The 21,900-nt window shown below is 58.8% G+C and carries 23 protein-coding genes; 17 read left to right on the top strand and 6 right to left on the bottom strand.

Annotated features, from left to right (window positions below; genetic code table 11):
- Positions 1-47: 47 nt before the first annotated feature.
- Together EGY08_RS01915 and EGY08_RS01910 are read left to right on the top strand one after the other, a co-directional pair.
- Positions 48-1,037: an NAD-dependent epimerase/dehydratase family protein gene (locus EGY08_RS01915; protein WP_123828122.1), complete on the top strand. Its 990-nt coding sequence runs from the start codon at positions 48-50 to the stop codon at positions 1,035-1,037.
- 184 nt (positions 1,038-1,221) lie between these two features.
- Positions 1,222-1,563 carry a DHCW motif cupin fold protein gene (locus EGY08_RS01910; RefSeq protein WP_123828121.1) on the top strand — a complete coding sequence of 114 codons (342 nt, stop codon included), beginning with the start codon at positions 1,222-1,224 and terminating at the stop codon, positions 1,561-1,563.
- Here EGY08_RS01910 and EGY08_RS01905 read toward each other — a convergent pair.
- The 3 genes from EGY08_RS01905 to gstA form a co-directional block, all read right to left on the bottom strand.
- Entirely contained in the window at positions 1,550-1,774 is a 225-nt protein-coding gene (locus tag EGY08_RS01905; protein WP_071988219.1) for a hypothetical protein, read from the bottom strand. The two genes, EGY08_RS01910 and EGY08_RS01905, sit on opposite strands and share 14 nt — an antisense overlap.
- 281 nt (positions 1,775-2,055) lie before the next feature.
- Complete coding sequence (locus EGY08_RS01900; RefSeq protein WP_087829498.1) at positions 2,056-2,451, bottom strand: prolyl endopeptidase; 396 nt, start codon at positions 2,449-2,451, stop codon at positions 2,056-2,058.
- Between the two features lie 452 nt (positions 2,452-2,903).
- On the bottom strand, positions 2,904-3,509 hold the full coding sequence (gene gstA / locus EGY08_RS01895) for a glutathione transferase GstA (RefSeq protein ID WP_123828120.1): 606 nt from the start codon (positions 3,507-3,509) through the stop codon (positions 2,904-2,906).
- Between the two features lie 120 nt (positions 3,510-3,629).
- Here gstA and EGY08_RS01890 point away from each other — a divergent pair, with 120 nt between their 5' ends.
- Entirely contained in the window at positions 3,630-4,505 is an 876-nt protein-coding gene (locus tag EGY08_RS01890) for a LysR family transcriptional regulator (RefSeq protein ID WP_004120983.1), read from the top strand.
- A 144-nt stretch (positions 4,506-4,649) separates the two neighbouring features.
- Here the strand turns inward: EGY08_RS01890 and tynA are convergent, their stop codons facing one another.
- Both tynA and paaZ read right to left on the bottom strand, forming a co-directional pair.
- Complete coding sequence (gene tynA, locus EGY08_RS01885; protein ID WP_049115381.1) at positions 4,650-6,908, bottom strand: primary-amine oxidase; 2,259 nt, start codon at positions 6,906-6,908, stop codon at positions 4,650-4,652.
- 205 nt (positions 6,909-7,113) lie between these two features.
- Positions 7,114-9,159: a phenylacetic acid degradation bifunctional protein PaaZ gene (gene paaZ / locus EGY08_RS01880; RefSeq protein ID WP_087829491.1), complete on the bottom strand. Its 2,046-nt coding sequence runs from the start codon at positions 9,157-9,159 to the stop codon at positions 7,114-7,116.
- A 286-nt stretch (positions 9,160-9,445) separates the two neighbouring features.
- On the opposite strand from paaZ, the gene paaA reads away from it, so the two are divergent.
- From paaA to EGY08_RS01810, 14 genes are all read left to right on the top strand, one after another.
- A complete protein-coding gene (gene paaA, locus EGY08_RS01875) occupies positions 9,446-10,375 on the top strand; it encodes a 1,2-phenylacetyl-CoA epoxidase subunit PaaA (protein WP_049115385.1) in 930 nt (309 codons plus the stop codon).
- 11 nt (positions 10,376-10,386) lie between these two features.
- A complete protein-coding gene (gene paaB / locus EGY08_RS01870; RefSeq protein WP_004120976.1) occupies positions 10,387-10,674 on the top strand; it encodes a 1,2-phenylacetyl-CoA epoxidase subunit PaaB in 288 nt (95 codons plus the stop codon).
- 7 nt (positions 10,675-10,681) lie between these two features.
- Positions 10,682-11,437: a 1,2-phenylacetyl-CoA epoxidase subunit PaaC gene (gene paaC, locus EGY08_RS01865; protein ID WP_087829489.1), complete on the top strand. Its 756-nt coding sequence runs from the start codon at positions 10,682-10,684 to the stop codon at positions 11,435-11,437.
- A 12-nt stretch (positions 11,438-11,449) separates the two neighbouring features.
- Positions 11,450-11,947: a 1,2-phenylacetyl-CoA epoxidase subunit PaaD gene (gene paaD, locus EGY08_RS01860; RefSeq protein ID WP_049115389.1), complete on the top strand. Its 498-nt coding sequence runs from the start codon at positions 11,450-11,452 to the stop codon at positions 11,945-11,947.
- 7 nt (positions 11,948-11,954) lie between these two features.
- Positions 11,955-13,025, top strand: a complete 1,071-nt coding sequence (gene paaE / locus EGY08_RS01855) for a 1,2-phenylacetyl-CoA epoxidase subunit PaaE (RefSeq protein WP_004120966.1) — start codon at positions 11,955-11,957, stop codon at positions 13,023-13,025.
- Positions 13,022-13,789, top strand: coding sequence for a 2,3-dehydroadipyl-CoA hydratase PaaF (paaF, locus tag EGY08_RS01850; protein ID WP_049115392.1), 768 nt, complete (start codon positions 13,022-13,024; stop codon positions 13,787-13,789). The genes paaE and paaF overlap by 4 nt, the downstream gene beginning before the upstream one ends.
- A gap of 2 nt (positions 13,790-13,791) precedes the next feature.
- Positions 13,792-14,580 carry a 2-(1,2-epoxy-1,2-dihydrophenyl)acetyl-CoA isomerase PaaG gene (paaG, locus tag EGY08_RS01845; RefSeq protein WP_123828119.1) on the top strand — a complete coding sequence of 263 codons (789 nt, stop codon included), beginning with the start codon at positions 13,792-13,794 and terminating at the stop codon, positions 14,578-14,580.
- 3 nt (positions 14,581-14,583) lie between these two features.
- Positions 14,584-16,005 carry a 3-hydroxyacyl-CoA dehydrogenase gene (locus EGY08_RS01840; RefSeq protein ID WP_123828118.1) on the top strand — a complete coding sequence of 474 codons (1,422 nt, stop codon included), beginning with the start codon at positions 14,584-14,586 and terminating at the stop codon, positions 16,003-16,005.
- Positions 15,995-16,417, top strand: coding sequence for a hydroxyphenylacetyl-CoA thioesterase PaaI (paaI, locus tag EGY08_RS01835; RefSeq protein WP_004120952.1), 423 nt, complete (start codon positions 15,995-15,997; stop codon positions 16,415-16,417). Before EGY08_RS01840 ends, paaI begins: the two co-directional genes overlap by 11 nt.
- Positions 16,417-17,622 (top strand): 3-oxoadipyl-CoA thiolase, encoded by a 1,206-nt coding sequence (gene pcaF, locus EGY08_RS01830; RefSeq protein WP_112165183.1) that lies wholly within the window; start codon positions 16,417-16,419, stop codon positions 17,620-17,622. The genes paaI and pcaF overlap by 1 nt, the downstream gene beginning before the upstream one ends.
- Before the next feature lie 28 nt (positions 17,623-17,650).
- Positions 17,651-18,967, top strand: coding sequence for a phenylacetate--CoA ligase PaaK (gene paaK / locus EGY08_RS01825; protein ID WP_004120947.1), 1,317 nt, complete (start codon positions 17,651-17,653; stop codon positions 18,965-18,967).
- A 236-nt stretch (positions 18,968-19,203) separates the two neighbouring features.
- Positions 19,204-20,130: a phenylacetic acid degradation operon negative regulatory protein PaaX gene (gene paaX, locus EGY08_RS01820; RefSeq protein ID WP_177447568.1), complete on the top strand. Its 927-nt coding sequence runs from the start codon at positions 19,204-19,206 to the stop codon at positions 20,128-20,130.
- 9 nt (positions 20,131-20,139) lie between these two features.
- Positions 20,140-20,736 (top strand): phenylacetic acid degradation protein PaaY, encoded by a 597-nt coding sequence (paaY, locus tag EGY08_RS01815; RefSeq protein ID WP_004120943.1) that lies wholly within the window; start codon positions 20,140-20,142, stop codon positions 20,734-20,736.
- A gap of 8 nt (positions 20,737-20,744) precedes the next feature.
- Positions 20,745-21,155 carry a GFA family protein gene (locus EGY08_RS01810; protein WP_029669679.1) on the top strand — a complete coding sequence of 137 codons (411 nt, stop codon included), beginning with the start codon at positions 20,745-20,747 and terminating at the stop codon, positions 21,153-21,155.
- A 35-nt stretch (positions 21,156-21,190) separates the two neighbouring features.
- Here the strand turns inward: EGY08_RS01810 and azoR are convergent, their stop codons facing one another.
- Entirely contained in the window at positions 21,191-21,796 is a 606-nt protein-coding gene (gene azoR, locus EGY08_RS01805; RefSeq protein ID WP_004120936.1) for an FMN-dependent NADH-azoreductase, read from the bottom strand.
- Between the last annotated feature and the right edge of the window lie 104 nt (positions 21,797-21,900).

Here is a 21,900-nt window from a genome sequence, read left to right as displayed (position 1 = left end):
GCCTGTACGTACGCTGTCAAGGTCAAATCAGCGAAGAGGCAGATATTATGGAAACCCGAGGCAAAGTACTGATACTTGGCGCAACCGGCGGTATCGGTGGTGAAACTGCTCGCCGGCTCATTCAGAAAAAATGGGACGTACGTGCACTAAAACGAGGACTTCATGGCAGTGAACAACGTGATGACATCCAGTGGATAGGGGGCGACGTTCTCGACCCGGACCAAGTCGCCGCGGCGGCGGCAGGCTGTAGCGCGATCGTTCACGCCGTCAATCCGCCCGGCTACAGAAACTGGGAGCATCTGGTGCTGCCTATGCTGCGCAACACGATCGGCGCAGCAGAACGAACCGGCGCCTTGATCGTGCTTCCCGGTACCGTTTACAACTATGGTCCTGACGCTTTTCCGCTAGTACGGGAAGATGCTCCGCAGATGCCGGTCACAAAGAAGGGAGCGATCAGGGTACAAATGGAGAACGAACTTGAGGCCTATTCGCAGCGGGGCGGGCGGGTATTAATCCTCCGTGCAGGGGATTTTTTTGGTCCACGCGCCGGTAATAACTGGTTTTCTCAAGGTTTGATTAAACCCGGCAAGCTGCCTGGCGTCATTAGCAATCCTGGTTCGCATGAAACGGGTCACCAGTGGGCTTATTTACCTGATGTAGCGGAAACGATAGCTGCGCTGCTAGAACGACGCGAGGAACTTGAGCCCTTTGCGCGCTTCCATATGCAAGGCCATTGGGATGCCGACGGCAGCGAAATGGTCAGTGCGATTCAACGCACTGCGGCGCGCTACGGCGGCGTTGCCAAAATACAATCATTTCCGTGGTGGTTCGCGTACCTGGCTGCGCCTTTCAACGCAACCTTACGCGAGCTTTTGGAGATGCGGTACCTGTGGCGCAAGTCGGTCCGCCTGGACAATACGAAACTGGTGAAATTTTTAGGTGCCGAGCCTCACACCCCTCTTGATGTAGCTGTCCATACGACGTTACAGGGCCAGGGTTGCATTGATCATACCGAGATACCTCGCACAACGGTATAGAGACGCGCCATGGTCGCTTCTGGCACGAAGCGGACAAGCTAACTGGGCTAAAGGTCCGCTATGAGCGAGGAGCGGACGTTACCGACACCCATCGATTTTCATTGATGTATAAATTATTTTTTCTTATTTTAATTCACTCTAACCTGAGCTCAAGAGCTCTTTCTTAATAACGAAAGGCCATAAAATGAATATCGAGGCATTTGCGTTTGGCACCACCAACTGGGGTGAAATCGAAATAACAGAACATCCAGGGGAAACGGGCATGGCTTACTGGCGCACGCAACTTTTTGGTCAGAAGCCAAATCAAATTCGTGTGCGAATGGTTGAATATACCCCTGGTTACCTCGCGGATCATTGGTGCAGTAAAGGCCATGTCCTTTTATGCATGGAGGGAGAACTCGAAACACTGCTCGCAGATGGCCGTAAATTCAGTTTAACTGCGGGAATGAGCTATCAGGTGGGTGATAACGCAGAACCACATCAGTCCAGAACGGAGACAGGGGCAAAACTCTTTATTGTGGACTGACGGATTCGTTGTTGTTGCGATTGCGGCGTCCGATTCTGGAACCTTCAGGTGGTAAACCACCTGCAGTTTCCCCTTTTTGCCCTGCGCCGTAGGGAAGTGGCTTCTTCAGGGAAATCCCCTGAGCAAGCGCTGTTGGGCTGTTCTTTAGTACTGCAAGACCAACGGCGGAGCCCAGCGCCAGTTTATAAAAGTCCCTGCGTGTTATTGGCATAGCGAAATCCCACTCAATTGATTGTTTTAGCGGAGGTCTTCATGAACTATAGAACAGCTGTACATAATGAGCATGATAATATCTCTGCTGGGCAATTTCCGTTCAATCATTGAGTTATTTATTATTGGATTTTGCTTTTTATCCCAGAACGATATAACGCGATGCCAATTCCATTACGTCCGCTCCTGGCACGAAGCGGACCGCCTGAAGCGCCGTGAGGTCAGCTTTGAGCGAGAAACGAATGTTTATCTTACGGCAGGACGGTGGCAGCATTGCCATATTTATTGGGGCAATACCCACGCCTTGTTTTGTATAACCACCCTATATCCATCGAAGTCAACAAATGTCCTTCCGATCACATCCCAGTAAGGATTGAATGACGTGGTCATTCTAAAGCCAGCACCGATCATTCTTTCACAGGCAATTCCCCATTCTTTTTCTTCAGAGTAATAAAGAACGAGTAAATCTTCTTCTGTGTGTAAAGGTTGTACGGGATGGCTTCGGCAAAAAGTGAATTCTATGTGCCAGTCTAAGTCTCCCCTCCCTAGCATTATTCCATTGAAACCGTCATGATCGTTGAATTCAGCAATTTTATGCAGACCTAACCCCTTGCTGTACATCAGAAATGATCTTTCGAGATTGGCGACGGGTTTAGCAATACGCATATGAGTAAACATCTGTGTTCTCCAGGGAAAGATACTGCTTTAATGTTAAAATCCCGCCTGAGTTTACATGTGATTATACATTTCATTTGTCCATAAGAGCTTCCGAAATATCCTGCTTCGGCTTGCTGACGGCCCGCTTCTGGCGCAAAGCTGTCTACCAAACTCCACCAACGCCCATTAGTTATAGCGTTAAGGCTGTGAGGGTAAAATATATTCCTGAGGTGTTGCACCCGATTGAACATGAAAGAGCGGCAGGCGCATTCCCCCGGATAAACAGAACAACGGCGACAAATTCGAACCCGGTTTTAACGCCGCTCAGCGTCTGAGCCGCATTACCGCTTTTTCTCGCCCGCCGTCGTCATTCTAACAATCAGAATACTTGTCGTCCTCTTTGGTGAATGCCCTGTTTATAAGGCGTTACGTTTTTACGCAGTAATGCCTGAACCGTAATCCCCATACCAACCTTAAAGCGATGCCTCGGCCAGTAATGCGGCCTGTACCGCAGGACGGGCATTGATCATTTCCCTGTACGCCAATAGCACAGGCCAGCGCTCCAGTGAGATTGAGAAGAATCTACACCAGCCCAGCACAGTGAAAAGGTAGGCATCAGCCACGCTGAAGGATGGGCCAGTCAGATAGGTTTTTTCGTTGAGAGTCGCCTGAAGGTAATCGAACTGTCGGAACAGCTTCTCACGAAAAATCGCTCTGACCTCTTCGGGCAGCGCGGGGTTGAACAACGGTGCCGAGCCAGCGTGTATCTCACTGGTGATAAAGTTAAGCCATTCCTGCAGACGCACCCGAGCCCAGCTGTCAGCGCGGGGCGCCAGGTCGTGCTCTGGTTTTAGATCGGCGAGGTACTGTACGATGGCCGGCCCCTCAGTGAGTATCTGACTATCATCGAGTTCAAGGGCCGCGACATAGCCTTTAGGGTTAATCGTTCGGAAGTCACGACCATCAGCGGTGATCTTGCTTCTGTTGTTGACTCTAACCAGTTCAAACTCAAGTTGCAGTTCGCGCAGCACGATGTGCGGTGATAACGAACAGGTATCCGGGGCGTAATAGAGTTTCATTTTGTCTCCGTTAAAGGGGAAAAGCGGTCGGGGAACATCCTGAACTCACTGTATTTGAGGCGGGTTGCGCTGTAAAATTAATGATAAAGAAACTAACTATTAGCTGAGCTACTGACAATCATGATGAATCTTTTACATTGGCGCTTACTGGTGGCCGTGGCGGATGCCGGCAACATCTCGCGCGCCGCAGAGGAGATAGGAATGACTCAGTCCGGCGCCAGCCAGGCAATCGCCCAACTAGAAGCTTCACTGGGATTTCCGGTATTTATACGTGAGCGACGATATATCGGTGTGACCGCGCTGGGTGGGCAGGTTGTTGAACACGCAAGAAACATGCTTTCGCAGCTGAATGCTATCCGCGTACTGGCCGATGAGAGCCGGGGTTTAAATCGCGGGCGCATTCGCCTGGCCAGCTTTCCATCCGTGACGTCCACCTTGTTGCCCGGTCTGCTGCGGGACTTTAAGCGCCTGCATCCGGGTATTGATGTCGTCATCCTGGAAGGCTCTGACGAGGAGGTTGAGGAGTGGCTGGCCGCAGATACCGTTGAGCTGGGGGTGGTCATGAATCCCGACCCCGGCCGTGCAGACGTTGTATTAGGGCAGGATGCATGGGTAGCGGTACTGCCAGCCACTCATCGGCTGGCACACCATGCCAGGACGTCTGGCATAACGCTAAAGGCGCTGGCAGACCAGCCCTTTATTCTGGCGACAGGCGGATGCGCCGTTAATGGCAAAAGCCTGATGGAAAAGGCGGGTCTGCAACTTGCTGATATACGCGTGACGGTGCGCGACTGGATTAGCGCCTGTAAGCTGGTCGCGGAAGGGATGGGCGTCGCCCTTGTACCTGAATCAGCTCTGCCAGAGGCGTTGCGCAATCTGTGCGTGGTGCCAGTGACGCCTGCCATACACCGTGAGTTTCGGCTGGTTTGTTCGTCATCCGGAACGTCTTCCAGCGCAACGCAGGCGCTACTTAACGCGCTACGTAACCGAGGATGAGCGGGAACGCCGCGAACCGGAGCGTCAGCGATGAATATATGGCAAAAGAAGTTGAAAAACAGGGTATACCGGTCCTGCTGCCCGGGACATGTGCATTGACCGCGGATAAGTAAAAACGGCCCCATCGCTGAGGCCGTGACGTGCTTATTGTTTCTTCTCGCCCAGCGTCGGCGTCTCGTCAAAGAAGTTCCACGGCTTCAGCAGCGCATGCGCCCACTCGGTCGGCATAATCGGCCACTCCTCAGCCCGGGCCACGTGGGTGGTACCGGTGGTGATCCATACCACGTCATCATGGTTGTCCAGCGACTCGTCATCTTTCACGTACTGGCCGAGGCCGGTGTCGTGAATCGAACGGTTAGGGTACTTACCTTCCGGGAAGCGCTCGGTGGGATGATAGCGGGTGACCCACAGCTGTTTATCCATAAAGCTCAGACGATGGTAAATCCACTCATCTGGGGCGAATTTCGCTCCGGTGGCGACCGGATGTGTGCCGCCCGCGTAGGGGATAATCTGATACGACACCGGGTTACCCATCCGGTTTTCTTTGGTGGTATTGCTCAGCAGACGAATGGTGCCCGGGTCAAATTTCTGCGCCGCTTTCTGCTCGCTATCAAGGGTGTACTGATTGATCTGCATAGTGCTGGTACGCGGGCCGCCGGCGGTGTTCGGCTTCACTTCCGGGTCCATGGCCACCAGCGTGTTGTTCTCGCCGTCGACGTCAAGATCGAGGCGGAAGTTGTAGATATGCTGGTGAGTGGTGCCGACAATATTATGGTCGATCAGCGTGCCGTAGCGGGTATCTTCTTTGGCGCTCGGGTCGTGCATGGTCTTCGCCTGTACGCCTTTGACCGCTTCGATGCCGGTGGCCCCGGCATCAATGCCGATGGTGCCGTTTTCGTGAAATACCCAGTCAAAGATGTAGTCGTAGTTGCCGACGGTGCTGATCCAGCGCACCACCAGCTCGCGGCGTTCGGTACTGACGTTCGGCTTGCCCATCTCCTGATGCTTATACTCCGGCCCGGCGTAACGTTCGAAGATGGCGATCGCGCGTGGGATGGTGGTTGGCGTGCCGGTATAGTCGGCGATAGTTTCATCCAGCAGGACCGCGTTGGACGGCGCATCTTTACCGCGGACGATAGGCGAGGTCAGGGTGCCCATGCCGTAGTCGCCGGAATCCAGATAGGCTTTAAAATACCAGCCCACGTCCGGGTCGCCGTAGGGGACGATCATCCCACCCAGCGAACCTTCATACATCACCTGGCGTTTTTTACCGTTATCGTTCCAGGTCACGGTAGACAAAATCGGCCCGACGCGGGAGTTCATCCGCAGATGGAAATCCCAGTTCCGCCAGTGAATCATATCGCCGGTGATGGTGTAGTTTTTGCCCTCTGGCTCAATGATCTCCAGCGGTTTCACCGTAGGCGCAACGCGGTCTCGGCCGTCATAGGGGCGGGCCGCCATCGGCACCGGGATCGTCGGACCCTCTTCGATTTTGATGATCTTCTTCTGCTCGAGGTCGACCACCGCCACCAGATTTTCAATCGGGTGCGCCCAGTAGTTGCCGTCGCCGACGTCGAGATAGCTGACCACTTTCAGCAGCCGCGCGTCCTGCTTGAGGCCATCTTTACCGTCGAAGTAGCCGACGGTCAGCGGGGTGGTAATCACCTTGCTCGGGTCGTCGATGCCGTGTTTTTTCAACACTTCGGCAAATTCGCTGCTGGCGTTGATGATGTTCTGCACGCTGGCGAAATCATCCAGCAGCACCATGCCGTGGGCGTCTTTAATCGGCGTCCATGAAAGGACCTTTTTATTCTGTAAATCCACCACCGCCTCAATAACGTGCTTGCCGTCGAGCATGATCACGTCGGCGGCGCGCGGGGCGTTGACCGGCGTGCCGTTGAGGGCAAAATCCCACACCGCTTTTTTATCCGGCTCGCGCAGGGAGATCTCGGTGAATCGGGTATTGGGCTTGAAATCCACCGCGGCTTTAACAATGGCGACCGCTGCGCTGATTTCCGCCGCTGACAACGAGTTCAGCGGGTGAGGGCGTTTTTCCACCTGGAAGGTCTGGTCAAGACCGGACTGAAACACGTCGTTGATAAAGGTGTCAGAAACCCACGCTTTGCCGTCTTTCATCACTACCGGCACCTGCAGCTCCAGGGTTTTACCATTGACGATGGCCGTTTTCGCCCCCGGTTTTACCTTTACGTAAGCGCCGTCTTTAATCAGGGTAAACATCTGCGCGTAGTCATCCCACTGAACGTCCGCGCCAAAATCCTGCAGGGTTTTGTCCATCGGGACCATATCGGCTTCGCCGCCGTGGGCGAACGCCGGGCTTTGCCAGGCGCAGAACAGAGCGACAGCTAACGCCAGAGCCGTTTTGCGGGGAGAAAGAATCGCCATTGAGACCTCACCTTATTGTTGTGTTGTGCTGTGCCGCTGCGAATGTCGGCTTGTGTATCGTTAACCTAACAGCGCTCTGCTCCCAGGCGTTTGCCTGCTTTTGCCAGGTTGTTTGTCAGTTTTGCCAGTTACAAAAAATGCCTCCGCAGAGGCATGAATATGGCGAAGCCCTGCCGGGCGACAAAAATGCGCGAATTTCCAATATTTACCCGGCAAAATCTCCCCGCTGGCGGGCGACCAGGGTCAGAATGGAATAGAGCGCGACCGCCTGCTGGTGCTGGTTAAAAATCTCTACCGCCCACTCGACGACGCCGGTCGCTTTCTCCTCCGCGCTGCGCTGGTGTTTCACCGTTTTGCGTTTGCAGGTCAGGCGTACCTGGATGGTATCGCCCGGCTTCACCGGCTCGATAAAGCGCAGATTTTCCATCCCGTAGTTGGCGATCACCGGACCGACTCCGGCGTCAACAAACAGCCCGGCAGCGGCGGAAATCAGGAAATAGCCGTGCACCACCCGCTCGCCAAAAATCGACTCCGCGGCGGCAATCTTATCCATATGAGCGTAAAAGTGATCGCCGCTCAGGCAGGCGAAGTTGACGATATCCGCCTCGGTCAGGGTGCGGCGAGGCGTCAGCAGGCTGTCGCCCGGCTGGATCTCCTCAAAATATTTACGGAACGGGTGAATGCGGTCTTCCACCACCTGCGCGCCGCGTACCCACTGCTGACCGATAGCGGCGAGCATCGTCGGGCTGCCCTGAATCGCGGTGCGCTGCATATAGTGCTTCACCGCCCGCAGACCGCCCAGCTCTTCGCCGCCGCCGGCGCGCCCCGGGCCGCCGTGAACCAGCTGCGGCAGCGGGGAGCCGTGGCCGGTCGATTCTGCAGAAGAGGCTTCGTTCAGTATCTGAATACGTCCGTGGGCGCGGGCGGCGCCGAGAATAAACGTCCGCGCCAGTTCGCCGCTAGCGGTCACCAGCGTTCCGGCCAGGCTACCTTCGCCGGCCCGCGCCAGGGTCATGGCGTGCTCAACGGTCTGATACGGTATCAGGGTGGCGACGGGACCAAACGCTTCAATAGCGTGAACCGCCGGGGTTTCGTCCGGCTGCGGGCAGTACAGCAGCGTTGGCGGGAAGAAGGCCCCGGCGGCGCTGAGATCGGCCTGGCCGCCTAGCAGCACGTCGCATCCGGCGGCCACCAGACGATTGACGTTATCCTGCACGTCCTGACGCTGTTCGTTGTTCACCAGCGCCCCCATCTTCACGCCTTCCTGCGCCGGGTCGCCAACCACCACGTTTTGCAGGCGTGCAATAAGCGCGTCGCTCACCGCTTTCACCTGCGCCTGTGGCACGATAATCCGGCGGATGGCGGTGCACTTTTGCCCGGCTTTTGCCGTCATCTCTCGTACCACTTCGCGAATAAATAGCGCGAACTCCGGCTGCTCCGGCGTGACATCGTCACCGAGTACGCAACAGTTCAGCGAATCCGCTTCCATGGTGAAGGGAATGGACTTCGCGACCAGGTTGGGGTGCACCCGCAACTGCTGTCCGGTATGGGCCGATCCGGTAAAGGTGACGACATCCTGGCCATCGAGATGGTCGAGCAGATCGCCCGCGCCGCCACAGATCAGGCTGATTGCGCCTTCCGGCACCAGTCCGCTGTCGATAATCATTTTGACCATCGCCTGCGTCAACTGCGCGGTGGCGGTAGCCGGTTTGATGATGGCGGGCATCCCGGCAAGCCAGGTGGGCGCCAGCTTTTCCAGCATCCCCCAGCAGGGAAAGTTAAACGCGTTGATATGCACCGCCACGCCGGACTTCGAGGTCAGGACGTGGCGGGCGGCGAAGCCTCCCTGTTTTGACAGCGGGATCAGCTCATCTTCCGGCCACAGGGTATCGTCCGGCAGCTCGCGGCTGCCGAGACCGGCGTAGGTGAAAAGGGTGCCAATGCCCCCTTCGATATCTACCCAGCTATCGGCGCGTGTGGCGCCGGTTTCGGCGGAGATCGCGTACAGCTCCGCCTTCTGCTCCAGCAAATATCTGGCGAGCGCCTTCAGCATCGCGCTGCGCTCAATAAAGCTCATCGCCCCCAGCGCCTTGCCGCCGCGCTCGATCGCGAAGCGTCGCGCCTGTGCCATATCCAGACCCGCACTGGTGACTTCCCATAGCGCTTCACCGCTGATGGCGTGATGGATGGTGCGTGCGTGGCCCCGGCCGGTCTGCCACGTGCCGGACAAGTAGCTGGCTAACTGCTGCATGGTTTATCTCCAGATATGTTACATGAAATATCTATAAATAGTTCTTTGGTGAATCATAAAAATCAAGTTCGAATTTAATAATTTATTAACAATGCGATCGCCGTCTTTCGGTGAGGCTGGCTTAATTAATTGTTAATAATGGTTTTTACAAAAGCTTTTGCGGTAACTGTCACAAAAAACATAAACAAAATTTGTGGTTTTATTTAACCCGAATGTAACTTTTATAAAACAAAGTGATTCGAAAATTAATTTAAATCGAATTTATTGGAATCATAAAGGTGATGACGTGACAGAAGAACAACGCTTTGACCAGCGCATTGCGCAGGAGACGGCCATTGAACCGCAGGACTGGATGCCGGAAGCCTACCGCAAAACGCTGATCCGCCAGATAGGCCAGCACGCGCACTCGGAAATTGTCGGCATGCTGCCGGAAGGCAACTGGATCGCTCGCGCGCCGACCCTTAGGCGCAAAGCGATTCTGCTGGCGAAAGTGCAGGATGAAGCCGGGCATGGCCTGTACCTCTACAGTGCGGCGGAAACCCTCGGCTGCGCCCGCGAAGACCTGTATCAGAAAATGCTCGACGGCAAGATGAAGTACTCCTCCATTTTCAACTACCCGACCCTGAGCTGGGCGGATATCGGCGTGATCGGCTGGCTGGTGGACGGCGCAGCCATCGTCAATCAGGTGGCGCTGTGCCGGACCTCCTACGGACCCTACGCCCGGGCAATGGTCAAGATCTGCAAAGAGGAGAGCTTTCACCAGCGCCAGGGATTTGAAGCCTGCATGGCGCTGGCGCAGGGCAGCGACGCGCAGCGGCAGATGCTGCAGGACGCCATCAACCGTTTCTGGTGGCCGGCGCTGATGATGTTCGGGCCGAACGACGATAACTCGCCAAACAGCGCCCGCAGTATGGCGTGGAAAATCAAGCTCCACTCGAATGACGAACTGCGCCAGCGCTTTGTTGATAACACCATTCCGCAGGTGGAGATCCTCGGCATGACCGTGCCGGACCCGGATCTGCAGCTGGATGAGTTCACCGGCCACTACCGCTTTGGCGCCATCGACTGGCAGGAATTTAACGAGACGATTGCCGGGCGCGGGATCTGCAACCACGAACGCCTGGCCGCTAAACGCAAGGCATGGGAAGAGGGCGCGTGGGTGCGGGAAGCCGCGCTGGCGCACGCGCAAAAACAACGGGCCCGCGATGCCGCGTAAGGAGAAGGAAGATGAGCAAAAACGACTGGCCGTTATATGAAGTGTTCGTTCGCAGCAAGCAGGGGTTGTCGCACCGCCACGTCGGCAGCCTGCACGCCGCCGACGACCGGATGGCGCTGGAAAACGCCCGCGATGCCTACACCCGCCGCAGCGAAGGCTGCTCAATCTGGGTGGTGAAGGCCCGCGAAATTATCGCCTCGCAGCCCGAAGCGCGTGAAGAATTTTTTGATCCGGCGGAGAGCAAAATCTACCGCCATCCGACCTTCTACACCGTGCCCGATGGCATGGAACATATGTGAGGCGGCGATGAACAACGACAACCCCGTTGCCGCTTATGCTCTGCGCCTCGGCGATACCGGCCTGGTGCTGGCTCAGCGTCTTGGCGAGTGGTGCGGCCACGCGCCGGAGCTGGAGATCGATCTGGCGTTGGCCAATATCGGCCTCGACCTGCTGGGGCAGGCGCGCAATTTTCTTAGCTACGCCGCCGACCTGGCCGGCAGCGGCGATGAAGACACTCTGGCCTTTGGCCGCGACGAACGCCAGTTTTGCAATCTGCTGTTGGCGGAGCAGCCAAACGGCAACTTTGCCGACACCATTGCTCGCCAGTTTTTTATCGATGTCTGGCACGTGGCGCTCTATGGCCGCCTGGTCAGCAGTCGCGATACGCAGCTCGCCGCCATCGCCGCCAAGGCGCTGAAAGAGGTGCGTTATCACCAGCGCTTTAGCCGCGGCTGGCTGGAACGCCTGGGCAACGGCACGGCGCTTTCCGCGCAGAGAACGCAGGACGCGGTCGATAACCTGTGGCGCTTTACCGGCGAGCTATTCCAGGCCGATGCGCTGGAGATTGAGCTGAGCATGCAGGGCATCGCCGTCGACCCGCGCGAGTTACAGGCTGAATGGCAGGCGACGGTCCGCGCCGCGCTAAGCGATGCCGGTTTGTCGATCCCCGAGGAAGCGCCGTTTCGCCACGGCGGCAAGCAGGGGCTGCACAGCGAGCATCTCGGGCCGCTGCTGGCGGAGATGCAGTATTTACAGCGCGCCTATCCCGGTCAGCGTTGGTAGCAGGAGGGGATTATGCAACGTCTGGTAGATATCGCTCCCCCGGAGATCCACGCCGTCTGGGACGTATTAAGCGCCATTCCTGACCCGGAAGTTCCGGTGCTGACGATTACCGACCTCGGTATGGTGCGCAGCGTGGAACGCCGAGGCGATGGCTGGGTGATTGGCTTCACGCCAACCTATTCCGGCTGCCCGGCCACCGAACATCTGCTGGGAGAAATCCGCGCGGCGATGACGGCAAACGGCTACGCGCCGGTGCATATCGTGCTGCAGCTGGACCCGCCGTGGACTACCGACTGGATGGGGCCGGAGGCCCGGGAACGTCTGCGCCTGTACGGCATCAGTCCGCCGCAGGCTCATGCCTGCCATGCCCATATGCCGGACGAGGTGATCTGCCCGCGCTGCGCTAGCCGACACACCTCGCTAATTAGCGAATTCGGTTCCACGGCCTGCAAAGCGCTGTATCGCTGCGACAGCTGCCGGGAACCCTTTGATTACTTTAAATGTATTTGAGGTTGCGATGACGACATTTCATTCGCTTACCGTGGCGAAAGTGGAACCGGAAACCCGCGACGCGGTCACCATCACCTTTGCCATACCCGACGCGCTGCGCGACGCCTATGCCTTTCGTCCGGGCCAGCATCTGACGCTGAGAGCCCGCCTCGGCGGCGAAGAGCTTAGGCGCTGCTACTCCATTTGCCGCAGCCGCGCGCCGGGTGAAATCAGCGTGGCGGTGAAGGCTATCGACGGCGGGCGCTTCTCGCGCTATGCCCAAAGCGACATTCAACCGGGGATGGCGCTGGAGGTGATGGTGCCGCAGGGTCACTTTGGTTACCAGCCGCAGGCCGGGCGTCGGGCCGACTACCTGGCGATTGCCGCCGGCTCCGGGATTACGCCGATGATGGCGATTATCGATGCCACCCTCGCCAGCGAAACCGACAGCCGCTTCACGCTGATTTACGGTAACCGCAGCAGCCACAGCATGATGTTCCGTCAGGCGCTGGCCGACCTGAAAGACCGCTATCCGCAGCGTTTGCAGGTGGTGCACCTGTTCAGCCAAGAGTCGATGGACAGCGATCTGCTGCAGGGGCGCATCAATGGCGACAAGCTGCGCGAACTGGCCGACCATCTGCTGGACTTCAGCCGCTTTGACCATGCTTTTATTTGCGGCCCGGCGGCGATGATGGATGAAGCGGAAATGACCCTGCGCGAGCTGGGCGTCCCGGAGAAAGCCATCCATCTGGAACGTTTCAATACGCCGGGCAGCAGCGCCAGGCGGGCTGCTGGCGTACAGGCGGAGGGCCGCTCGGTCACGATTCGTCAGGATGGCCGCGACCGCATCATTGCCCTGAGCGCTGAGGACGACAGCATTCTTGACGCCGCGCTACGCCAGGGGGCGGACCTGCCGTTTGCCTGTAAGGGCGGCGTGTGCGCCACCTGTAAATGCAAAGTGCTGCGCGGCGAGGTGGCGATGGCCGCTAACTACAGCCTTGAAGCCGACGAAGTGGCGGCAGGCTACGTGCTGAGCTGCCAGGCGCTTCCCACCAGCGGCGACGTGATCGTCGACTTCGACGCGCGGGGGATGGCATGAGTGAACTGTTGATTGCTCGCCACGCGCGCGTACTGCAGCTGACGCTCAATCGTCCGCAGGCGCGCAACGCGCTGAATAACGCGCTGCTGACGCAGATCGCCGACGCGCTCGACGCGGCGGCGCTGGATCCGACGGTTGGCGTCTGCGTCATCAGCGGCAACCCACATTTTTTCGCCGCAGGCGCTGACCTGAACGAAATGGCGGAAAAAGATCTGTCCGCCACGCTCGATGATATTCGCCCGCGGCTGTGGGCGCGTATCGACGCCTTCAGCAAACCGCTGATTGCTTCGGTTAACGGCTATGCCCTCGGCGCCGGATGCGAGCTGGCGCTGCTGGGCGATCTGATTGTTGCCGGCGATAACGCCCGCTTCGGCCTGCCGGAAATCACCCTCGGCATTATGCCGGGCGCGGGCGGCACCCAGCGTCTGATCCGCACCGTCGGTAAGGCGCTGGCCAGCCGGATGGTCTTGAGCGGCGAAAGCATTGATGCTCATCAGGCGCAACGGGCGGGGCTGGTATGCGAGGTTTATCCGCCAGCGCTCACCGATGAATATGCGCTTGGCCTGGCGGCAACCGTTGCTCGCCACTCGCCGCTGGCGCTGCGCGCGGCTAAGCAGGCTTTGCGGCTGTCGCAGGAGGTGAGCCTGCAGGCCGGGCTTCAGCAGGAGCGCCAGCTGTTTACATTGCTGAGCGCGACCGAAGATCGCCGTGAAGGCATCGACGCCTTTTTACATAAACGTACTGCGGAATTTAAAGGACGCTAATCGTGGAAGCTTTCATTCTCAGCGAAGTGGAACAGGGCGTGATGACGATTACCCTTAATCGCCCGGACCGTCTGAACAGTTTTAACGACCTGATGCATCAGCAGCTGGCGGCGTGCCTGAAACAGGCCGAGCGTGACGACAGCGTGCGCAGTTTACTGCTGACCGGCGCCGGGCGCGGCTTTTGCGCCGGACAGGATTTAAATGACCGCAACGTTGACCCCAGCGGTCCTGCACCGGATCTCGGCCTATCGGTCGAGCGTTTCTATAACCCGCTGGTACGCCGTCTGGCGGCGCTGCCGAAACCGGTCATTTGCGCGGTAAACGGCGTCGCGGCGGGCGCGGGAGCCACGCTGGCGCTGGGCTGCGATATCGTTCTGGCGGCGCGTTCGGCGAAGTTCGTCATGGCCTTCAGCAAACTCGGCCTGGTACCTGACTGCGGCGGCAGCTGGTTTCTGCCGCGGGTGTCGGGACGCGCGCGCGCAATGGGGTTAGCGCTGCTGGGCGATAGCCTGAGCGCAGAGCAGGCGGCGCAGTGGGGGATGATCTGGCAGGTGGTGGACGACGCCGATCTGAAAGACACCGGCCTGGCGCTGGCGCGTCATCTGGCCGCCCAGCCGACCTATGGCCTCGGGCTGATTAAGAAAGCCCTGCGGCTGGCGGAAACGCAGACCCTGGACCAGCAGCTTGAGCTTGAGCGCGACTATCAGCGTCTGGCCGGGCGCAGCGCAGACTATCGCGAAGGCGTCAGCGCTTTTCTGGCCAAGCGTCCACCTCAATTCAGCGGGAAATAGCCGATGAGCACAACGTTACCTACCGTCGCGGTGATAGGCAGCGGCACCATGGGCGCCGGCATTGCCGAAGTGGCCGCCGCCGCAGGGCATCCGGTACTGATTTACGACATCGCTCCTGGGGCGGTGGTTCGCGCCATCGACGGGATTCGCCAGCGGCTGGCCTCCCGCGTCAGCCGCGGCAAGCTGGCCGCGGAACAGGCCGGGGTGCTGCTGTCGCGTCTGGCCCCGGCGGAGACGCTGAGCGCTCTGGCCTGCGCGCAACTGGTTATCGAAGCGGCCTCCGAGCGTCTGGAGGTCAAAAAGGCATTGTTCGAACAACTGGCGGCGATCTGCTCCCCGTCGACGCTGCTGGTCAGCAACACGTCATCGATTTCGATCACCGCCATCGCCGCGGGGATACAACACCCGGAGCGAGTCGCCGGGCTGCACTTCTTTAACCCGGCCCCGGTAATGAAGCTGGTGGAAGTGGTCAGCGGTCTGGCTACCTCGGCGGAAGTCGTCGAACAGCTCTGCCAGCGGGTCAGCCACTGGGGAAAACAGCCGGTTCGCTGCCGCTCAACGCCCGGTTTTATCGTCAACCGCGTAGCGCGGCCGTTTTATGCCGAAGCGTGGCGGGCGCTGGAGGAGCAGGTCGCCGCGCCGGAGGTGATTGACGCCGCCCTGCGCGACGGCGGTGGTTTCCCCATGGGGCCGCTGGCGCTGACCGACCTGATTGGCCAGGACGTCAACTTTGCGGTGACCTGTTCGGTATTTAACGCCTTCTGGCAGGACCGTCGCTATCTGCCGTCGCTGCTGCAGCAGGAGCTGGCGCTGGCCGGACGGCTGGGCAAAAAAAGCGGGCAGGGGGTCTACTGCTGGCCTGCTGACGCACTGCCTGACCTGGCGCTGGCCGCCGTATCAGCAGAACGCGCAGCAAAGCACATAAAACGTGACGTTGTCACCGAGCTGGATGAGGTGCTGCTGCTGGAAACAACCGGTGAAACCGCCCTGGCGTTAAGCCTTAAGCACGGCCGTCCGGTGGTGGTCTACGACCATAGCGCAGGCGATACGGTGGTGCTGGCCAGCGCGGAAACCACCTCTCAGGCGGCGATCGATAAAGCAACTTTCTATTTTCAGCAGCAGGGCAAAAAGGTGCTGCGGATCGCCGACTATCCCGGCCTGCTGGTATGGCGGACGGTGGCGATGCTGGTTAACGAAGCGCTGGACGCGTTGCAGAAGGGCGTCGCCGGCGCGGAGGATATCGATACCGCCATGCGTCTGGGCGTCAACTACCCGCGCGGCCCGCTGGCGTGGGGAGAATCACTTGGCTGGGGCCGGGTACTGCGGCTGCTGGAAAACCTGCAGCGGCATTACGGCGAAGAGCGCTATCGCCCCTGTTCCTTGCTGCGTCAGAAGGCGCTGATGGAGAGACATCATGAGCAATGAAGCCTGGCGCAACGCCCGCGCGATGTATGAGAACGATAACTGTGCGAAAGCGCTGGGAATTGAAATTATCGAGATGGACCAGGGCTACGCGCAGATGACCATGGCGGTCACCCCGAACATGCTCAACGGCCACCACTCCTGCCACGGCGGACAGCTGTTTTCGCTCGCCGATACCGCTTTTGCCTACGCCTGCAACAGTCAGGGGCTGGCGGCGGTCGCCTCAGCGGCGAGCATCGATTTTCTTCGTCCAGCCTTTGTCGGCGAGCTGCTGACCGCGACGGCGAGAGTTAAGCATCAGGGCAAACTGACCGGGGTCTATGACATTGAAATCGTTAACCAACAGCAAAAAGTGGTCGCCCTGTTTCGCGGTAAATCGCACCGCATCGGCGGCACAATCACAGGAGAAGTCTGATGCGCGACGCCTTTATTTGTGACGGGATCCGCACGCCGATTGGCCGCTACGGCGGGGCGCTGGCCAGCGTGCGCGCTGACGACCTGGCCGCTATCCCGTTGCGCGAGCTGCTGAACCGTAACCCGAAATTTGACCCGGCATCGATTGACGATGTGATTCTCGGCTGCGCCAACCAGGCCGGCGAAGATAACCGCAATGTGGCTCATATGGCGACGCTGCTGGCGGGCTATCCGCACACCGTACCCGGCACGACTATTAACCGCCTGTGCGGCTCCGGTCTCGACGCTATCGGCTTCGCCGCCCGAGCGATCAAAGCCGGAGAGGCGGATCTGATGATCGCCGGCGGCGTCGAGTCGATGTCGCGCGCGCCGTTTGTGATGGGCAAAGCCAGCGCCCCGTATCAGCGCCAGGCCGAGCTGTTTGATACCACTATCGGCTGGCGTTTTGTGAACCCGCTCATGCAGCAGCGATTTGGCACTGACAGCATGCCGGAAACGGCGGAGAATGTAGCTGAATTGTTAAATATCAGCCGCGCCGATCAGGACGCTTTTGCGTACCGCAGCCAGCAGCGTACGGCCCAGGCCCAGCGCGACGGCATTCTGGCGCAGGAGATCGTGCCGGTACCGATTATCGACCGGAAAGGGGCGGTAAACGTCGTGCGTGACGACGAGCATCCGCGGGCGGACACCACCCTTGAACAGCTTTCGCGGCTAAAAACGCCGTTCCGCCAGGGCGGCGTAGTGACCGCGGGAAACGCCTCTGGCGTCAACGACGGCGCCGCGGCGCTGATTATCGCCAGCTCGCGGCAGGCCACCGCCCAGGGGCTGACGCCGCGGGCACGAATTGTGGCGATGGCGACGGCGGGCGTCGAGCCGAAGTTGATGGGGCTCGGACCGGTACCGGCGGTACGTAAAGTGCTGGAGCGCGCCGGGCTGAACATAAACGATATGGATCTGATTGAGCTGAATGAGGCCTTCGCCGCCCAGGCGCTGGGCGTGCTCAGACAGCTGGGGCTGGCGGATGACGCCCCGCATGTTAACCCCAACGGCGGCGCCATCGCCTTAGGCCACCCGTTGGGGATGAGCGGAGCCCGGCTGGCATTGAGCGCCAGCCTGGAGCTACAGCGCCGCAATGGGCGCTATGCGCTGTGTACGATGTGTATTGGCGTGGGTCAGGGCATTGCCATGATCCTTGAGCGAGTGTGAGCGAATCTACCTGCGAGTACCCTACAAAATGACAACGATAACGCAATTAGACCCGATTGAAAGCGCATCGCGCGACGAGCTGCAGGCCCTGCAAACCCAGCGTCTGAAGTGGACCCTGAAGCACGCCTATGACAATGTGCCGATGTATCGCCGCAAATTCGACGCGGCGGGCGTTCATCCGGACGATTTTCATGAGTTGAGCGATCTGAGCAAGTTTCCCTGCACCACCAAGCAGGATCTGCGCGACAACTATCCGTTTGATACCTTTGCGGTGCCGATGGAGCAGGTGGTGCGCATCCACGCGTCTTCGGGCACCACCGGCAAGCCGACGGTGGTGGGTTATACGCAAAACGATATTGATAACTGGGCCAATATTGTCGCCCGCTCCCTGCGCGCGGCGGGCGGGACGGCAAAAGACAAAATTCATGTCGCCTACGGCTATGGTCTGTTTACCGGCGGGCTAGGCGCCCACTACGGCGCGGAGCGTTTAGGCGCGACGGTGATACCGATGTCCGGCGGGCAGACCGAAAAGCAGGCCCAGCTAATCCGCGATTTTAAGCCGGATATGATTATGGTGACGCCGTCCTACTGCCTGAATCTGATTGAAGAGCTGGAGCGTCAGATGGGCGGCGACGCCAGCGGCTGCTCACTGCGGGTGGGAGTGTTCGGCGCGGAGCCGTGGACCCGCGCGATGCGTACGGAAATCGAGCGTCGTCTGGGGATTTCGGCGCTGGATATTTACGGCCTGTCGGAGGTGATGGGGCCCGGGGTAGCGATGGAGTGCCTGGAAACCGCCGACGGTCCGACGATCTGGGAAGATCACTTCTACCCTGAAGTGGTGAATCCGGACAACGGCACGCCGCTGGCGGACGGCGAACATGGCGAGCTGCTGTTCACCACCCTGACCAAAGAAGCGCTGCCGGTGATCCGCTACCGTACCCGCGACCTGACCCGTCTGCTGCCAGGGACTGCCCGCACTATGCGCCGGATGGATCGCATCAGCGGGCGCAGTGACGATATGCTGATTATCCGCGGCGTGAATGTCTTCCCGTCGCAGCTGGAGGAGGAGATCCTCAAGTTCGAACATCTGGCGCCGCACTATCAGCTGGAGGTTAACCGCCGGGGCCATCTTGATTCACTTTCGGTGCGCGTGGAGTTAAAAGAGAGCGGTCTGGCGCTGAACCACGAACAACGTTGTCAGATTTGTCATCAGCTGCGCCACCGGATCAAGTCGATGGTGGGGATTTCGACCGATATCAGCATTGTTAACTGCGGCAGCATCCCGCGCTCTGAGGGCAAGGCCTGCCGCGTGTTCGATTTGCGCAAGGCGGCCGCTAACGGATAACACCTTCTCCCGGAGGCGGCGCATTGCGCCTGTCCGGGCTACCCGACGACACAACTCCCGTAGCCCGGACAGTGGCAGCCCGGGTATGGCGTTTACGCCGCGACCCGGGGAGTGTGCCGGGGTTGATGTATCCATGGTCGTCTGCGGGCCGGTAGCCCGGCCAGGTGCGCAGCACCGCCTCGCGATTTCCTGTGCTATGATTCAAAAAGGACAAAAATCACAACAGAATGAATCAGATGAGTAAACTCGACACCTTTATTCAGCAGGCCGTCGCCGCGATGCCCATCAGCGGGACCTCGCTTATTGCTTCTTTATATGGCGACGCCTTGCTCCAGCGCGGCGGAGAGGTCTGGCTCGGCAGCGTGGCGGCGCTGCTGGAAGGGCTTGGATTCGGCGAACGATTCGTGCGTACCGCGCTGTTCCGCCTGAATAAAGAAGAGTGGCTCGATGTGGTGCGCATTGGCCGCCGCAGCTTCTACCGCCTCAGCGACAAAGGCCTGCGTTTGACCCGCCGGGCGGAGCATAAAATCTATCGCGCCAGCGCGCCGGAGTGGGATGGGACCTGGCTGCTGCTGCTGTCGGAAGGGCTGGAAAAAAGCACCCTGGCGGAAGTCAAAAAACAGCTGCTATGGCAGGGATTTGGCGCGCTTGCGCCGAGCCTGCTGGCTTCGCCATCACAAAAGCTGGCGGACGTACAGTCTCTGCTGCATGAAGCGGGCGTGGCGGAAAACGTTATCTGTTTCGAAGCGCATTCCCCGCTGGCGCTCTCTCGGGCGGCGCTGCGCGCTCGCGTTGAAGAGTGCTGGCATCTTACCGACCAGAACGCAATGTATGAAACGTTTATCGCCCTGTTTCGACCGCTGCTGCCGCTGCTTCGCGACTGCGAGCCCGCGGAGCTGACGCCCGAACGCAGTTTCCAGATTCAGCTGCTGCTGATTCACTTCTATCGCCGGGTGGTGCTGAAAGATCCGCTGCTGCCTGAAGAGCTGCTCCCCGCGCACTGGGCCGGACAAACCGCGCGCCAGCTGTGCATCAATATTTATCAACGCGTTGCGCCCGGCGCGCTGGCGTTTGTCAGCGAGAAGGGCGAAAGCTCGGTGGGGGATCTTCCCGCGCCGGGACCGCTCTATTTCCAGCGCTTTGGCGGACTCACAGGCGTATAAGGAGAGGCTATGCCCATTTATCAAATTGACGGTATGACGCCGGTGGTACCGGACGAGAGCTACGTTCATCCCACCGCGGTGCTAATTGGCGACGTGATCCTCGGTAAAGGGGTCTACGTCGGGCCTAACGCCAGCCTGCGCGGCGATTTTGGCCGTATCGTGGTGAAAGATGGCGCCAACATTCAGGATAACTGCGTGATGCACGGCTTTCCCGGCCAGGATACGGTCGTGGAAGAAGAGGGGCATATCGGCCACGGCGCGATTCTGCACGGCTGCACCATCGGGCGCAACGCGCTGGTGGGCATGAGCGCGGTGATTATTGATGGGGCCAGCATTGGGGAAAACAGCATTGTCGGCGCTTCGGCCTTTGTGAAAGCCAACGCCGAAATGCCCGCTAACCATCTGATTGTCGGCAGTCCGGCAAAAGCCATTCGTACATTAAGCGAACGGGAGCTGGCCTGGAAGAAGCAGGGGACGCGGGAGTATCAGATGCTGGTGGAGCGCTGCAAACAGACGCTGCATCAGGTGGAACCGCTCAAAGAAGCAGAGCCGGACAGAAAGCGGCTGGCGTTTGATGAGAATTTGCGGCCGAAATCATCATCCTGAGGGGGTAAATCATGGCAGAGAAATTATCCGCTCAGTGCCACTGCGGCGCGGTGGCCTTTACCGTTGAGCTTAGCGATGGCTTCAACACCGTTCGCCGCTGTAACTGTTCATATTGCCGGATGCGTGGGGCGGTCGCGGTCTCCGCGCCGCTTTCAGGAATAGATGTTATACGCGGACGGGATAAGCTCACGGAATATCGTTTTAATACCGGTCAAGCCGTGCACTTTTTCTGCTCCGTGTGTGGGATCTACACTTTTCATCAACGGCGTTCAAACCCGCAGCAATATGGCGTGAATGTGGCCTGCATAGACGGCGTGTCGCCTTTTGATTTTCCCTGCGTGGAGGTCAACGACGGCGTGAATCATCCAAAAGATGGCGGCGGTGGCGTGGTGGGGTATTTGCGCTACGAGAAAAAGTGAAACTCTCCTCCCGCCGGGGCGGGAGGAGTCAATTCTTATGCGGCAACAACGCTGTCGATAGCGGCTTTCGCATCGGTCTGCGCTTTCGCTGCAACTTCCGGGCCGTAGGCGATGCCTTCAGCGAACACGAAGTTCACGTCGGTGATGCCGATAAAGCCAAGGAAGGTAGACAGGTACGGCGTTACCAGGTCCGTCGGGGTATCTTTATGGATACCGCCGCGGCTGGTGACGACGACAGCGCGTTTACCTTTCACCAGACCTTCCGGCCCTTTCTCGGTGTAGCGGAAGGTCACGCCAGCGCGTGCTACCAGGTCGAAGTAGTTTTTCAGCTGGGTAGGGATGTTGAAGTTGTACATCGGCGCCGCGATAACAATCACATCATTCGCCTGCAGTTCAGCGATCAGTTCGTCGGAAAGCGCCAGCGCTTCCTGCTGACGCGGCGTCAGCGGCGCATCGCTCGGACGCAGAGCGCCAACCAGTTCGCCGTCCAGAACCGGAATGGGGTTTGCAGCCAGGTCGCGCACGGTGATAACGTCTTGCGCGTGCTTTTCACGCCATTGTTCAACAAAATAGTCGGACAGCTGACCAGATTGCGAGTACCCTGCCAGAATACTGGATTTCAGAACTAATACTTTGCTCATGGGTGTTTCCTTTTTTAATGTGATTGACGGGCCGTTGCCCTGGTGCTTGTTGACACTCTATTCACAATCATGTCGCAGAGAAAGCGCAATAAATCGAACTCTGT

Origin of the sequence: Klebsiella sp. FDAARGOS_511, assembly GCF_003812845.1 — a bacterium.
Classification (GTDB): domain Bacteria; phylum Pseudomonadota; class Gammaproteobacteria; order Enterobacterales; family Enterobacteriaceae; genus Klebsiella; species Klebsiella grimontii.
Note: the sequence above shows the minus strand (reverse complement) of the source record. Positions and strands in the feature narration are given on the sequence as shown.

What these genes read in the sequence shown, in the direction of transcription:
- paaK (WP_004120947.1), top strand. Translation starts at nt 17,651, where the DNA reads ATGACAACGATAACGCAATTAGACCCGATTGAAAGCGCATCGCGCGAC.
- EGY08_RS01900 (WP_087829498.1), bottom strand. Translation starts at nt 2,451, where the DNA reads ATGTTTACTCATATGCGTATTGCTAAACCCGTCGCCAATCTCGAAAGA.
- EGY08_RS01840 (WP_123828118.1), top strand. Translation starts at nt 14,584, where the DNA reads ATGAGCACAACGTTACCTACCGTCGCGGTGATAGGCAGCGGCACCATG.
- paaF (WP_049115392.1), top strand. Translation starts at nt 13,022, where the DNA reads ATGAGTGAACTGTTGATTGCTCGCCACGCGCGCGTACTGCAGCTGACG.
- paaY (WP_004120943.1), top strand. Translation starts at nt 20,140, where the DNA reads ATGCCCATTTATCAAATTGACGGTATGACGCCGGTGGTACCGGACGAG.
- paaC (WP_087829489.1), top strand. Translation starts at nt 10,682, where the DNA reads ATGAACAACGACAACCCCGTTGCCGCTTATGCTCTGCGCCTCGGCGAT.
- paaD (WP_049115389.1), top strand. Translation starts at nt 11,450, where the DNA reads ATGCAACGTCTGGTAGATATCGCTCCCCCGGAGATCCACGCCGTCTGG.
- paaZ (WP_087829491.1), bottom strand. Translation starts at nt 9,159, where the DNA reads ATGCAGCAGTTAGCCAGCTACTTGTCCGGCACGTGGCAGACCGGCCGG.
- paaI (WP_004120952.1), top strand. Translation starts at nt 15,995, where the DNA reads ATGAGCAATGAAGCCTGGCGCAACGCCCGCGCGATGTATGAGAACGAT.
- tynA (WP_049115381.1), bottom strand. Translation starts at nt 6,908, where the DNA reads ATGGCGATTCTTTCTCCCCGCAAAACGGCTCTGGCGTTAGCTGTCGCT.
- EGY08_RS01890 (WP_004120983.1), top strand. Translation starts at nt 3,630, where the DNA reads ATGATGAATCTTTTACATTGGCGCTTACTGGTGGCCGTGGCGGATGCC.
- EGY08_RS01905 (WP_071988219.1), bottom strand. Translation starts at nt 1,774, where the DNA reads ATGCCAATAACACGCAGGGACTTTTATAAACTGGCGCTGGGCTCCGCC.
- EGY08_RS01910 (WP_123828121.1), top strand. Translation starts at nt 1,222, where the DNA reads ATGAATATCGAGGCATTTGCGTTTGGCACCACCAACTGGGGTGAAATC.
- gstA (WP_123828120.1), bottom strand. Translation starts at nt 3,509, where the DNA reads ATGAAACTCTATTACGCCCCGGATACCTGTTCGTTATCACCGCACATC.
- paaB (WP_004120976.1), top strand. Translation starts at nt 10,387, where the DNA reads ATGAGCAAAAACGACTGGCCGTTATATGAAGTGTTCGTTCGCAGCAAG.
- EGY08_RS01915 (WP_123828122.1), top strand. Translation starts at nt 48, where the DNA reads ATGGAAACCCGAGGCAAAGTACTGATACTTGGCGCAACCGGCGGTATC.
- paaE (WP_004120966.1), top strand. Translation starts at nt 11,955, where the DNA reads ATGACGACATTTCATTCGCTTACCGTGGCGAAAGTGGAACCGGAAACC.
- paaX (WP_177447568.1), top strand. Translation starts at nt 19,204, where the DNA reads ATGAGTAAACTCGACACCTTTATTCAGCAGGCCGTCGCCGCGATGCCC.
- pcaF (WP_112165183.1), top strand. Translation starts at nt 16,417, where the DNA reads ATGCGCGACGCCTTTATTTGTGACGGGATCCGCACGCCGATTGGCCGC.
- azoR (WP_004120936.1), bottom strand. Translation starts at nt 21,796, where the DNA reads ATGAGCAAAGTATTAGTTCTGAAATCCAGTATTCTGGCAGGGTACTCG.